Source organism: Acinetobacter sp. SH024, from assembly GCF_000163635.1.
Taxonomy (GTDB): domain Bacteria; phylum Pseudomonadota; class Gammaproteobacteria; order Pseudomonadales; family Moraxellaceae; genus Acinetobacter; species Acinetobacter pittii.
On sequence record NZ_GG753602.1, the window covers coordinates 247553 to 260542 of the forward strand.

The 12990-nt window shown below is 39.0% G+C and carries 12 protein-coding genes; 4 read left to right on the top strand and 8 right to left on the bottom strand.

Annotated features, from left to right (window positions below; translation table 11 throughout):
* Positions 1–28: 28 nt before the first annotated feature.
* A complete protein-coding gene (locus HMPREF0013_RS17710) occupies positions 29–436 on the bottom strand; it encodes a hypothetical protein (RefSeq protein ID WP_002115010.1) in 408 nt (135 codons plus the stop codon).
* A 169-nt stretch (positions 437–605) separates the two neighbouring features.
* Between HMPREF0013_RS17710 and HMPREF0013_RS17715 the strand changes: the two genes are divergently transcribed.
* Positions 606–980 carry a lysozyme inhibitor LprI family protein gene (locus HMPREF0013_RS17715; RefSeq protein ID WP_002114916.1) on the top strand — a complete coding sequence of 125 codons (375 nt, stop codon included), beginning with the start codon at positions 606–608 and terminating at the stop codon, positions 978–980.
* 51 nt (positions 981–1031) lie between these two features.
* Here the strand turns inward: HMPREF0013_RS17715 and infA are convergent, their stop codons facing one another.
* On the bottom strand, positions 1032–1253 hold the full coding sequence (infA, locus tag HMPREF0013_RS17720) for a translation initiation factor IF-1 (protein ID WP_001284370.1): 222 nt from the start codon (positions 1251–1253) through the stop codon (positions 1032–1034).
* Positions 1254–1516: 263 nt separating this feature from the next.
* Between infA and HMPREF0013_RS17725 the strand changes: the two genes are divergently transcribed.
* Positions 1517–2527, top strand: a complete 1011-nt coding sequence (locus HMPREF0013_RS17725) for an AraC family transcriptional regulator (RefSeq protein WP_005066032.1) — start codon at positions 1517–1519, stop codon at positions 2525–2527.
* 26 nt (positions 2528–2553) lie between these two features.
* On the opposite strand, the gene truA is transcribed toward HMPREF0013_RS17725, so the two are convergent.
* The 5 genes from truA to asd all read right to left on the bottom strand — a co-directional run bounded on the left by truA (position 2554) and on the right by asd (position 8337).
* Positions 2554–3351: a tRNA pseudouridine(38-40) synthase TruA gene (gene truA / locus HMPREF0013_RS17730; RefSeq protein WP_002114912.1), complete on the bottom strand. Its 798-nt coding sequence runs from the start codon at positions 3349–3351 to the stop codon at positions 2554–2556.
* A gap of 20 nt (positions 3352–3371) precedes the next feature.
* Positions 3372–4337, bottom strand: coding sequence for an asparaginase (locus tag HMPREF0013_RS17735; protein ID WP_002114731.1), 966 nt, complete (start codon positions 4335–4337; stop codon positions 3372–3374).
* Positions 4338–4395: 58 nt separating this feature from the next.
* The gene (locus HMPREF0013_RS17740) at positions 4396–5661 is read right to left on the bottom strand and encodes a hypothetical protein (RefSeq protein WP_005804196.1); all 1266 of its coding nucleotides are present in this window, start codon (positions 5659–5661) and stop codon (positions 4396–4398) included.
* A 59-nt stretch (positions 5662–5720) separates the two neighbouring features.
* On the bottom strand, positions 5721–7070 hold the full coding sequence (locus HMPREF0013_RS17745) for a FimV family protein (RefSeq protein WP_002114694.1): 1350 nt from the start codon (positions 7068–7070) through the stop codon (positions 5721–5723).
* Positions 7071–7218: 148 nt separating this feature from the next.
* Positions 7219–8337, bottom strand: a complete 1119-nt coding sequence (asd, locus tag HMPREF0013_RS17750; RefSeq protein WP_002114781.1) for an aspartate-semialdehyde dehydrogenase — start codon at positions 8335–8337, stop codon at positions 7219–7221.
* A 187-nt stretch (positions 8338–8524) separates the two neighbouring features.
* Between asd and HMPREF0013_RS17755 the strand changes: the two genes are divergently transcribed.
* On the top strand, positions 8525–9634 hold the full coding sequence (locus HMPREF0013_RS17755) for an endonuclease/exonuclease/phosphatase family protein (RefSeq protein WP_002114840.1): 1110 nt from the start codon (positions 8525–8527) through the stop codon (positions 9632–9634).
* Between the two features lie 699 nt (positions 9635–10333).
* A complete protein-coding gene (gene gltP / locus HMPREF0013_RS17760) occupies positions 10334–11620 on the top strand; it encodes a glutamate/aspartate:proton symporter GltP (protein ID WP_002114864.1) in 1287 nt (428 codons plus the stop codon).
* A gap of 55 nt (positions 11621–11675) precedes the next feature.
* Here the strand turns inward: gltP and HMPREF0013_RS17765 are convergent, their stop codons facing one another.
* On the bottom strand, positions 11676–12776 hold the full coding sequence (locus HMPREF0013_RS17765; RefSeq protein WP_002115037.1) for a glycosyltransferase family 4 protein: 1101 nt from the start codon (positions 12774–12776) through the stop codon (positions 11676–11678).
* Between the last annotated feature and the right edge of the window lie 214 nt (positions 12777–12990).

Consider the following 12990-nt stretch of genomic DNA (forward strand, 5'->3'; position numbering starts at 1 on the left):
TTGAGCTGCGTTTTTTTGTGCTGATGTTTTAACAGGCTTTACCTTCATATTGAATTGACTCGGCAATGTCATTTTTAAGCTGGAAAATCACTTTGCAATTGAAATTAATATCATAAGAATTACCGCTCAGATTTCCTGATTGGACAGGAATAGAGCTTCCTCTCATATCAACATTACTCACCATCGGAATTGGAATGCTTAAAGGACGCAAAATCGTATAGATGAGCTGATTGGATGTTTTTTGCGGTGTATTGGCGACTTGAAAACCAAGACTAGGTAGATTGATATCTTGTTGAATGGTCGCAGAGGATTTACCTAAAAAGCCTTTTAAATATTCCTGTAAATCTACGGATTGACGTGGGTGGCTAGCACAACCGTTAAGACAAATAATGATGAAAGATAATAAGCCAATTTGGCAGCGGGTATATATGTTCATTTTTCTCACTATATGAAATTATATTTATTATTAAAGAACAATAGGTTGTATTTACAAGCTTGTAAAGCAAAAAAGGAGGATTAAGATAAATGGAGAATAAGTTTATTTAGAGATTCATACTAATATTCAAAAGGCTTTATAATTATTTTGTAAAAAACTTAAGGAAAACATGATGAAAAAAATATTTTTTGCATTTTTATGCAGCTTTGGCGTGACTTCAGTCTATGCAGATAACTGTGATAGTGCCCGCAATACTTACGATGATATTTACTGTACAAATAAAATTTATGCGAGTGCTGATGCTGATCTGAATAAGAATTATCAAGCACTGCGAGTAAAGTTAAACACCGCGCAGAAAAATATTCTTAAGAAGTCTCAGCTTGCATGGATACGTCAACGTGATGCCGAGTGTACAGATTCAAATAGGAATAGTGTAGACGTGCAATGTCGTTTACAGACAACGCAAGAAAGAAACCATTGGCTGCAAGAAAGATTGCGTGAATGCCAAACGGTGGGATGTAAAACCAGTCGCTTAAGTGAATAAATAACGCAATAAAAAAGCCACATCATAAAGTGGCTTTTTTGCATTCACTAATTAGCGAGCACGGTACGTAATACGACCTTTAGTTAAGTCATATGGAGTCATTTCGACTTTTACACTGTCGCCAGTAAGAATACGAATATAGTGTTTACGCATTTTACCAGAAATGTGTGCAATAACTTCGTGACCGTTTTCAAGACGTACACGGAACATCGTATTAGGAAGCGTTTCGGTGACAACGCCTTCGAACTCAATGAGTTCCTCTTTATTGGCCATAGCCTACCTGATGATCAAATTGGAAAGGCGCAAATTATAGTCAATTTTTTTAAAAAAAACAAGATAGACACACTTCTGCTAAAGCATCTGGTTAAAGTATGACTAATAAAAAAAGATGTAATTTTTTTCACAAAAGAAGTGTAATTCTGTTGTCAGTTTGGTCAATCAACGCTAATCTAAAATCATAGTTATTAGGGACTGTTAATTGCATAAAGGTCAACAGCCCTAAATATCAATGAAGTATCTACATGGAAGGGCACTGCGTGGGTCAGCTAACAGATGCATCAGTTGTATTACGCTTTGGCTACCAAGCGATTCGTCGTGCGGGTTTGCCAACAGAAGAAATATTAACCAAAGCGGGAGTTGCTTTAAATCAGGTCGATACCAATGCACGTACACCGTTAAGTGCACAGTACGCCTTTTGGACTGCCGCTCAGGAAGTCAGTAAAGATCCAGACATCGGTCTGCATTTAGGTGAACATTTGCCTTTGTATCGAGGGCAGGTGATTGAACATCTATTTATTAGTAGTGAAACCTTTGGTGAAGGCTTAAAACGAGCCTTAGCTTATCAACGACTGATTAGTGATGCATTTGATGCAAAACTAGTCGTTGAAGAAGGACGTTGTTATTTAACCAATGGCGAACAGATTGGTGCTGACAATCTCGTCAATCGTCATTTCTCTGAATGTGCGATTTCGGGCGTGCTTAGATTTTTTAAGTTCATTACTGAAGGACAATTTCATCCTATCTTCATCGATTTTAATTTTAGCGAAGGAGCTTCTGAGGATGAATATTTCCGTGTATTTGGCTGCCCAGTTAGCTTAGGTCAGAAAGAGACACGTTTATATTTTGACCCAGCTATTTTAGATTTTCAGCTTTGGCAGGCAGAGCCTGAGTTATTGCAATTGCATGAGCAGCTCGCAATTGAGAAATTGCAGGAATTGGCCCGCTATGATTTAGTGGGTGAGGTTCGTCGTGCGATTGGTTCGACACTTGAAAGTGGAGAAACAACTTTAGAGACGGTTGCTGCTCAGTTGAATATTACGCCGCGTCGTTTACGTACTCAGCTCAGTGAGGCAAATACCAGTTTTCAACAAATACTTTCTGACTATCGTTGTCGTTTGGCTAAAAAGCTTTTGGCAAATACCAATGAGAGTGTTGAACGTATTGTGTATTTAACTGGTTTCTCTGAACCAAGTACGTTCTATCGTGCATTTAAGCGTTGGACGAATGAAACACCTGTGGAATACCGTAAGCGTAAGCAGCATCGCTAGATAAGTATATGTAAAGTTGGCTAAGCTTACTCAGGTAAGTTTAGCCAATGTGGTCCAAGTGGTGGCTGCGGCAAATCAAACTGCTCAGGATAATTACAATGAATAAAATAAAGGCCATCGGGTGGGGCGGTTACCCCAGCTGCCTTACGATCCTGCGCCGCAAACATTGCATCGATATGATCAATCTCATACATACCTTGACCAATTTCGAGTAAGCAACCGACAATATTACGCACCATATGATGTAAAAAACCATCTGCTTGAATATCTAAAACTAAATAGCGTCCATGTTCAAATAAACGGCAATGTTTTACATGTCGAACAGGCTGGTTTGATTGGCATGCTGCTGCGCGGAAAGTTTCAAAGTTATGCGTTCCTTCGAACTTACTAGCAGCTTTAATCATCTTTTGCACGTCTAGCTTTTGGTAAATGTACGTAACTTGCTTGTGTAATAGTGCTGGGCGATGCGGTGCGTTATAGATGATATAGCGGTAACGTCGAGCAGTCGCTTTAAAGCGGGCATGAAAATTTTCATCCATCAGTTTAATCCACTGAATGGAAATATCTTTAGGTAGTTGACTATTTGCCCCTCTTAACCACCCCGTTTCTGGACGAATAGCGTTCGTGTCAAAGTGCGCCACCATATTTGTTGCATGTACTCCCGCATCAGTACGACCCGCACCGTGAAGTACAATGGGCTCATCTGCAATTTTACTCAGTACACGCTCGATCGTTTCCTGAACGCTGGCAACGCCTGGCTGTTGTGTTTGCCAACCTCGGTATTGAACTCCGCTAAATTCAATACCGACCGCATAACGTTGCATAGCTTTACCTCTATTTAATGCTAATTTTCATTCCAATGGCTGAGCCATTGTTCTGGGCTTGGGTATTTTAAATAGATTTGAAGTGCTTTTGCATAGAGATCTGCATGGCTATGAGCATCACTGATGACAATTTTTGCAGTTTTGGCCCATGCACTAATCGCATAACGTTGATCAATACCACCGAATGTCACCTGAGTGGTAAGAATTGGAACACAGCCACGTGCGTAAAGCTCATCTAATGTTGCGAGTAATTCTTGGTTTACTGCAATATTGCCAGTACCAAAACCTTGTAACACTAAAAAGTGTGGTGGGGCTGAAAGTAAGTGACGTAATTGTTGTACTAAGTGCTGTGTTGCAATGGGTTGCATCATCCAGTTTAAAATCTGGAAGGAAGCAGCTCGTTCAATTTGGGCATCTTGTACGATCAATTCATTTTGCTGAGGCGTAAACTCAGCTTCACTATTTAACCCTGAAAATGCATCGAGTTCAGTCGTATGCGTTTTTAATGCAGTTTGCGCGTGGAATACTTGATGGTGGAATGCGAGATAAGCACCCACAGGTAAAGCAATCACTTGTTCTAATGCAAGATATAAGTTCTCAATTGCATCAGTAAATTCACGGGTGTTATCGCCTTGAATATTGAGTAACGGGTATTGGCTACCGGTAATCACAATATGACAGCTTTGGCCCAAAAAGCGGGCTAGGGTCGCAGCCGCATAACTGAGCGTGTCTGTACCATGAATAACAACGAAATGCTGATAACCTTCAAGTTGTAGTTGTTGTATACGTTGAATCAGGCGTAACCAATCAGGTGCCGTGCATGCACTGCTATCAACAATATTGGGTGCAGCAAAGCAGTCAACTGTTAAGTGTGGGGGAATCACTTTTTCAAGTTGAGGTAAGAATTGCTCATAAGGCATAGGAGCTAGAGGTTCACCAATGCAACCAAAAGTACCACCCATATAAAATAAGGCTATTTTTTTCATATTTTTGCAGGCATAAAAAAGCAGTCATCTCTGACTGCTTATGGTAAATCGAACAGTTCTAAGAAGCTATGCGATTAAGTAAGTTTTTCGCGCGTTGTTGTTGTTCTGTGTTGAATTTTTGCTCATTGCTTGCCAATAAGGCTTGAGCTGCTGGGTAGGCTCCTAACTTGATGTATTGCTCAGCTAGTTTTAGATCAAGTTCATTTTCATCTAACTGTTTTAATTCTGGAAAAGCTTCTACAAGGGGATCTTTGGTTTGATCTGGGGTAGTTTTTTCACGTACTAAGTCTACAAGGTTTTGAGTTTCAATCTCTGGTGCTGTAACTAATGCAGGCTCGTCTAGCGAAAACTCAAGAGGTGCGATTGAATTCGAGTCTAATGGCGCTTGTTCTACCAATTTAAGCTCATCTAATGATGAGATCTGTTCATTAGGTTTTACTTCTGGATCTTCATGGGTTAATTCAAGATTAAAATCCAAAGCATTGGTGTTCTCTTGAGCTGCTGGTGCCGCTATTGTCTGGTTTTTTTCCTCAGATTCATGCAGAGGTGCCAAGTCAAAAGAAAACTCTAGGTCAGCTAGCTCATTTGTTTCTTGAGATGGCGATAACTCTGATTTCTGTGTTGGTTGGCTGGTACTTTCGGTAGTCGTGGTTTGCTCAAATGAAAAGTTAAACTCTAAAGGTTCAACTTCAACAGCAGGTTCTTGCTTTACAGGGGTATAGTCTTGCTGCAATTCATCAAAAAAAGAAGTTTCAGAAGAACTTGTTGTTAATTGGTCAAACTGAGCTGTTGCATCAGATGTATTTTTTGGCTCTTGGTATGTTTGAGCTTGAGGAAAATCGATCGCATCTGGTTGTCTTGATGACTCATATTCTTTTTGTCTGGCTTCTGCTTGAATGGTTATTTCATTGAGCGCTAAGCTACGAATATGGCTAATCAGTTGAGTTATTGCAAACTCATCTTTTTGTGCAATATGAATCTCAAGTAGCAATAAATAAAGTTCATGTTGCGTATTATCTTTTTTGAGCGCCTGATTGACTTGAGCTTCAGCGGCTGAGAATTGTTTTTCTTGAATAAGTAGCTGAATCTTCTGACGAACAGCGTCTGGAACAGGACTGCTTTGTGGAGTAGAGGGAATAGATTCTTCAACTACATTTACTTTAGTTTTTTCACGCGAGTTTTTACTTGATTTAGAGTTCGCTTTTTTATTGGTTTTTCTATTTATTGTTTTAGGGGAATTCGACTCTTGCTTTTGGCTATTTTCGCGTTTTTTTAAAATGACAGCGACCACGAGCAATATGATGAATGGAATCACATATAACATTACTTTCCCCTTAAAAAATAAATATTTGCAATATAAAGCGAGCTGACTCTGGTTTTAACTTAATGCTTTTGCTTATGAGTCTGTTGCTGTGCTTGTAACTGCTGTTGTAACTCTGCCAAACGTGCATTCAGAAGTTGAATACGTTGGTCTTTTAAACGTAAAGTTTGATTTAGTTTGGTTACATTCCTTTGTAATGTAACGGTTTTTTCTCTTGTTGTCATAACTTTTACTGCTAACTCAGTATTGTTTTGACTTTGTTGTGTGCTCTTTTTAGCACTTCCATGTGTAGAATTTTGACTGTTTTCAGCCACAATACTCATTTCGGCTTGTTGTAAACGGTATTTTGCTTTGCCAGAAGTTGATTTTGCAGTATGTGCGATATCTGTTTTTGACTTGTTTTGATGAGGTTTAGCTGCAGGAGAGTGAGCTAGGTTAAGTGCGATTCCCTGACGCAAACGATTTACATCACCTTGAATAAAAGCATGTCGGTTTTGTGTTTGAATATCATGCATGACTTTCGCAACAGGTTGTTTTGTTTTCGCGGCAATACGATTAGCAATGCTCCATAAAGACTCATTTCGCTGTACCACATATTTACCTGATGATGCTGGTCCTTTGTAGGAACTTAACGATTGTTTCTTCGCAGGATTTTGGTTAAGCGCTTTTTGAGATACAGATTTCTTTTGCGCTGTTAGATTTTTGACCGGAGTTTTTGGTGAATTATTTGTAGCTGTCTTAGCGCTGGTTGGTTTAATTTCTGTCTGATCTGGAGTAGTAACTGTTGTAACTTGTTGAGCAACCTGAGTAGAAGGATTTGCACTAAGTGTATTGGATGAATTTGTGTTTATTGCTGGAGCAGTTCCAACGTTAATACTAAGACTGTGTTCACCATTTGAATTATTTGTAGTTGAGGCCGAAGTTGGTGATGCATATCTAGTACTTTCTGGCAGATTTAGAGCAATGTCTTTTTCATTGACAATAAACTGAGGTGACAAAGTACTTTCGTTATTTTCAGTCTTTTTTATAGAAGAAGGCTTAATTACGGTTTTGATATGCTGCAAACGTGTGGCAGAACCTTCACTAATTTTTACTACAATATTTAGTTCAGGATCAATCACAGGGCGAGATGAGGTAATTACAATAACCCCTGAGCCTTGACCGTTTTGGCGTGTATAAAAATTAAGATTTCCGGGCGGCTGATGAGTTACGCCTAACGCGCTTAAATCTTCAGGAGTCGCTAGACTGACTTGTAGATTAGCGTTGGGGTCAGCTTGTTGAAAATTCATTTCGGCATATAACAAATCGCCAGGTGCGGACTGAATTTGTATAGGGTCTAATGTAATCGCATAAATAGAAGGCGAAGACATAATGGTGAAAATGGCAATTTTTAATTTGTTATAAACAGTCATCTCAATCCATGACCTAATAAGTCGTAAAGTCATTCAAAATTATACAATAATGAAATGTAAATAAATTGTAAAATTTTCACAAACCAGTTACGAAAAAGCCGATCTAATGTGATCGGCTTTTTATTTTGACTGAATAATTCAAATCAAATTATGAGCTTTTGTATTCAACTAAAATACGTAACATGCGACGTAAAGGCTCAGCAGCACCCCAAAGTAACTGGTCACCGACTGTAAATGCACCTAGATACTCTTTACCCATGTTGAGTTTACGTAGACGACCTACAGGCACAGTTAAGGTACCAGTTACAGCAACAGGTGTAAGGTCAGTCATAGACGCTTCACGAGTGTTTGGTACAACTTTCGCCCATTGGCTTGAAGTACGAATCATATCTTCGATTTCATCAAGCGGCACATCTTTTTTCAACTTGATAGTAAGCGCCTGAGAGTGGCAACGCATCGCACCAATACGGACACAGTGGCCGTCGATAGGAACAATTTGTGAGTTACCCAAGATCTTGTTGGTTTCAACCTGACCTTTCCACTCTTCTTTTGATTGACCGTTTTCAAGTTGCTTATCAATGTAAGGAATTAATGAACCCGCTAATGGCACACCAAAGTTAGCAGATGGGAAACCTTCACCACGTTGTAACTCAGCAACTTGACGATCAATATCCAAAATTGCAGATTTAGGATCATCTAACAATGTTTTGGTATTGTTATATAAGTAGCCCATACCAGTAATTAGCTCACGCATGTTTTGTGCGCCAGCACCTGATGCTGCTTGATAAGTCATAGCAGTCATCCACTCCACCAAATTATTTTGGAAAAGTGAACCTACACCCATCAACATAAGCGATACTGTACAGTTACCACCTACGAAAGTTTTGGTGCCGTTAACCAAGCCGTCTTTAATAACGTTAAGGTTTACTGGGTCAAGAACGATGATCGCATCATCTGACATACGTAAAGTTGAAGCTGCGTCAATCCAGTAGCCATCCCAACCAGTCGCTTTTAACTGTGGGAAAACTTCAGACGTATAGTCACCACCTTGACAGGTAATAATGACATCCATTTGCTTCAGACTATTAATGTCTGTAGCTTCCATAAGTGCTGGGGCAGTCTTACCACCAAATGAAGGAGCTTCACCACCTGCATTACTGGTAGAGAAATAAAATGGCTCAATATGAGCAAAATCATTCTCTTCAACCATACGTTGCATAAGGACGGAACCGACCATCCCGCGCCAACCGACCAGACCTACTTTCATGTCATTTTGCCTCGGTGCGTTAAAATTATTAGGGGGAGTTGAGTGTATCAAAAGTGTCCACAACTGCAAGCGTTACAGAAACAAAACACCATCTTTATTGAGTAGAATATCTTGTTTATGTTACATACAAAATTGATAAAGATGACAAAAACTTTAAAAAACAAATCATCTTAAAAGAGAAAATTCAATGATTTATATCGAAGTTCTAGCTGGTCTGGTGATTTGGTTAAGTTTCTGGTCACTTATTCCTCGTGATGAGTGGTGGTTTCGTGGTGCCGATTTTCCTAGGTTGCAGATTCTATTTGTTGGTCTTTTAGCTTTTATAGGAATGCTGTTTTGGCCAACCGAATGGAATCTCTGGCGTGAAGTCGTGCTGGCTGCGCTCATTGCTGCCATTGCCTATCAGCTTAAAATGATTTTGCCCTATACCTTGTTTTGGAAAAAACAGGTTAAACAGGTGAAGACGTCTCAATTAGATCCACAAAAGCAGATTTCATTAATCGTATCGAATGTGCTCACTCCTAATGATAAGTATCATTTATTGCTTGAACAGATCAGGACATTAAAACCAGATTTACTACTTACATTGGAAAGCGATACGACATGGGAAAATGCTTTAAGAGAAATCGAAGGTGACTATCCTTATCGTGTTCCTGTGCCTTTAGATAACCTCTACGGCATGCATTTATATAGCCGTCTACCTTTATCGAATACTGAAGTTAAATTTATTCTCAGTGATGAAATTCCCTCCATTCATACAACTGTGACTTTAAGGTCTGGTATGCCAGTTCAACTCTATTGTTTGCATCCGAAGCCACCGAGTCCAACTGAGGCGAAGGATTCGACTTTACGAGATGCTGAACTTTTAATTGTGGGCGACCAAATTAAAGATCTAGATGAAAGCTGTATTGTGATGGGAGATTTAAACGATGTAGCATGGTCACGTACTACACGGTTATTTCAACGAATTAGTGGATTGCTTGACCCGCGTGTTGGGCGACATTTCATTAATACTTTTCATGCAGATTATCCATTGTTGCGTTGGTCTTTAGACCATATTTTCCATAGTACCGATTTCGGGTTGGTGAAAATGCAACGTTTACCTCATGTTGGATCTGATCATTTTCCTGTCTATGTGGTTTTGCAGACTGGTCGAATATTTGATCATATTCAAGAGGAACTGGAACAAACTCAAGATGATGAAGAAGAGGCACAAAGAGCCATCCAAGAAGGAATTGCAAAGGCTGAGGCTGAAGAAAAAATGGTGACTGATAAAATTGCACAGCCTTATAAATAGAAAGAATATAAAAAGCGATGTAAGCAATATCGTACAAAGATTTGAGTCTAGGGCGAATAGGCAGAGGGTTATAAAAACCTTATTCTACATTCATCGGCACATGGAACCGGGAATGGATAGTCCCACGTAAGGATACACAACGCTGATATGGAATAGCATCACGGATCAGATGTTGGAACGGAAACGATAAAAATAATTATTAACCTGAAAGCACAACCTCATTTACCCGAGTTTTGCAGGACGCAGAACTCGGGTTGATATTTTTATATACCTTATAAAATTTATTGCAAATCACATAAATATTTCCAAGATTATCTTATTTTTAAAATCTATTTAATTCGCGTTAAGCCTCCATACGTTTTCATATACATCTGCGCAATTTTTAGTGAAAAAAGATATAAAAATTTTTTTATCTAAGTTTTTGTTTTTATAGATTATTAAGGGATAAATATAGGCTTTGATTTATTTAAAGATAAATTGGGGTTGTTTAATTAATAAATCTCAATAGAATGTGCCGATCGTTGACATGTTGGATCGTCAACAGGCATTGTTTTTTTACTTCGCCGGATCGGCGGGTTGTGATTTGTTTGTACATTTAAATTTCTGTTTGGAAATTAGTGTGCATGTTGAGGTTTCACTCTTAGTTAGTGTTCTTCTCCCTCTCATATTTGATACTTTGCGGTGCATAAGGATTGTCTTATGAAGAATTTTAAATTTAGCCTTGCTTGGCAAATTTTAATTGCTTTAATCCTAGGGATAGTTGTCGGGGCTGTTTTACATAACCAGCCTGAAATCAAAGACAGTATTGTGAATAATGTTCTTACCCCACTTGGTAAGATCTTTATTAGCCTGATTAAAATGATTGTTATTCCAATCGTTTTCTCTACCTTGATTTTAGGTATTGCAGGTGTTGGCAGTACGAAAAGTTTAGGGCGACTTGGTTTTAAAACCATTCTCTATTTTGAAATTATTACGACTATTGCTATTTTAGTTGGCTTGGTTGCGGCAAATATTTTCCAACCAGGTGCTGGTGTAGATAAAGCGATGTTAGTGACGACTGATATTTCGCAATATCAGCATACAGCTCAAGAAGTTGGTTCTCAGTCACATGGATTGGTACAGACAATTTTGTCCATGATTCCAACCAATATTGTTAACTCTATGGCACACGGCGAAATGTTGCCTGTGATTTTCTTTGCTGTGTTGTTTGGTATTGGTCTGTCTTCATTGCCAGCAACCACTAAAGACCCATTGTTAAATGTTTTTCATGCAGTTTCAGAAACGATGTTCCGCGTAACGCACATCATCATGAAATATGCACCTGTGGGTGTGTTTGGTTTAATCGCAGTGACTGTTGCTAACTTTGGTTTTACTTCACTCATTCCATTAGCTAAATTGGTAGTGTTGGTTTATGCCGCTATCTTTTTCTTTGCTTTTGTGGTTTTGGGTATTACCGCAAAAATGTTTGGAATCAACATCTTTATCTTGTTTAAGATTTTAAAAGATGAATTGATTTTAGCATTCTCAACAGCAAGCTCGGAAACGGTTTTACCACGTATTATGCAAAAAATGGAAGCTTACGGTGCGCCAAAAGCAATTTCCAGCTTTGTGATTCCAACAGGTTATTCATTTAACCTTGATGGTTCTACACTTTACCAAAGTATCGCAGCAATTTTTATTGCACAGCTTTATGGTATAGATATGTCGATCGGTCAACAGGTAATCTTGGTTATTACTTTGATGATTACTTCTAAAGGTATTGCTGGTGTTCCTGGCGTATCATTTGTTGTCCTATTAGCAACTTTACATACTGTTGGTATCCCGCTTGAAGGCTTAGCATTTATTGCTGGTGTTGACCGTATTATGGATATGGCTCGTACTGCGTTGAACGTTGTTGGTAACGCACTTGCTGTACTTGTAATCAGTAAATGGGAAAAACAATACGACTCTGAAAAAGCTGCCGCTTATGAAGCAACATTTAAATAAGATAGCTTTCTTTTAGTTGTAAAAAACCCGCGAATATCGCGGGTTTTTTATTGGGTTATTTCAAAACGCGTTGGTAAAGTTCTAGTGTTTGATCACACATATCTTTTAAGCTAAACATAGTGACAGGAGCAACGATTTGAGGTTGTTCAATATGTTTTTTTACAGTCTCAATTAAGGCTTTTTCATTTTCTGCTTCAACAAGACCTTTTGGGTATACATTCGATAAAATCTCGGCAACACCGCCACGGTTCCAGCCAATTACAGGTGTACCTACTGAAAGGGCTTCTAAGGCTGTTCTACCGAATGTTTCTGCTTGGTTGGATAGAGAGAGCACAATATCGCTAAAAGCGAGCCATTCGCGAATATCTGAGCGATGGCCTACGAAGGTAATTTTATCTGCGAGTCCTTTGCTTTGAATGGTACTTTGTAATTCGCTTAAGTAGGCTTGCTTTTTTGCATCAGCACCACCGACAACAACCGCATGTAGCTGAGGATATTGCGACTGAAGTTGTTGCATCAGTTCAATTAAACTTTCATGCCCCTTTAAGCGTGTAATACGACCAGGTAAGCAAAGTAAAAACTTATTTTCAAGCTCAGGAAAGTCATTAAAAACTTGGTTAAACCATTGTGCTGAGGGCTGGTAATTATGTGGAAAAGCTGTTGGGTCAATGCCCCGATAAATTCGCACAATATCTTGCGGTGGACAGTTTTTATAATGGTCAGTGATGTATTTAACCACGCTGTCAGAAACAGCAATCACTTTTTCAGCTTGAGTCATAATCGCACTATAACGATTAACCGAATAGAAACCATGTACAGTGCTAATGAGGTGAGGCCGTTTATTTGCTGGTATTTTTCTCAAAGCGAAGTGAGTAAGCCAAGCTGGTACACGAGAGCGCACATGAACAATATCGGGTTGATGCTGTTCAATCAGCCGGCGTAAAGGACGAATTTGCCACAAGCTTGAAAGTGATTTTTTATGAATTGGTAGCGTTAAGTGAATAGAACCTTCAGCTTCAAGTTGAGACACTAATCGTCCGCCATTAGACACAACCATAGATTGATGGCCCTGTGCAACAAGTGCGCGTGCAATTTCTAGCGTGCCGCGTTCTACGCCACCGCTATTAAGTTCTGGGAGAAGTTGCATCACTTTCATTGTTTTTTGCCTTATACATTCATAAAAGATGGACCATCCATAGATACATCATTTCAAACTAAATCATTATCCGGAATTTACTATCGTGCTAGCGACATGGATGTCGCTGTTTCGCTGTGTTACAAGGAAGTAACATCAGCGGAACAAAGGATTTTTGCTTGCTTTTTATCCTTGAAAAGTAAGGTCTGCCTATTCGATAGTATTTGAATTTCAC

Coding starts and splice junctions, on each gene's coding strand:
- HMPREF0013_RS17765 (WP_002115037.1), bottom strand. CDS start 12,776: ATGAAAGTGATGCAACTTCTCCCAGAACTTAATAGCGGTGGCGTAGAA.
- HMPREF0013_RS17735 (WP_002114731.1), bottom strand. CDS start 4,337: ATGAAAAAAATAGCCTTATTTTATATGGGTGGTACTTTTGGTTGCATT.
- truA (WP_002114912.1), bottom strand. CDS start 3,351: ATGCAACGTTATGCGGTCGGTATTGAATTTAGCGGAGTTCAATACCGA.
- HMPREF0013_RS17715 (WP_002114916.1), top strand. CDS start 606: ATGATGAAAAAAATATTTTTTGCATTTTTATGCAGCTTTGGCGTGACT.
- HMPREF0013_RS17710 (WP_002115010.1), bottom strand. CDS start 436: ATGAACATATATACCCGCTGCCAAATTGGCTTATTATCTTTCATCATT.
- asd (WP_002114781.1), bottom strand. CDS start 8,337: ATGAAAGTAGGTCTGGTCGGTTGGCGCGGGATGGTCGGTTCCGTCCTT.
- HMPREF0013_RS17755 (WP_002114840.1), top strand. CDS start 8,525: ATGATTTATATCGAAGTTCTAGCTGGTCTGGTGATTTGGTTAAGTTTC.
- HMPREF0013_RS17740 (WP_005804196.1), bottom strand. CDS start 5,661: ATGTTATATGTGATTCCATTCATCATATTGCTCGTGGTCGCTGTCATT.
- gltP (WP_002114864.1), top strand. CDS start 10,334: ATGAAGAATTTTAAATTTAGCCTTGCTTGGCAAATTTTAATTGCTTTA.
- HMPREF0013_RS17745 (WP_002114694.1), bottom strand. CDS start 7,070: ATGACTGTTTATAACAAATTAAAAATTGCCATTTTCACCATTATGTCT.
- infA (WP_001284370.1), bottom strand. CDS start 1,253: ATGGCCAATAAAGAGGAACTCATTGAGTTCGAAGGCGTTGTCACCGAA.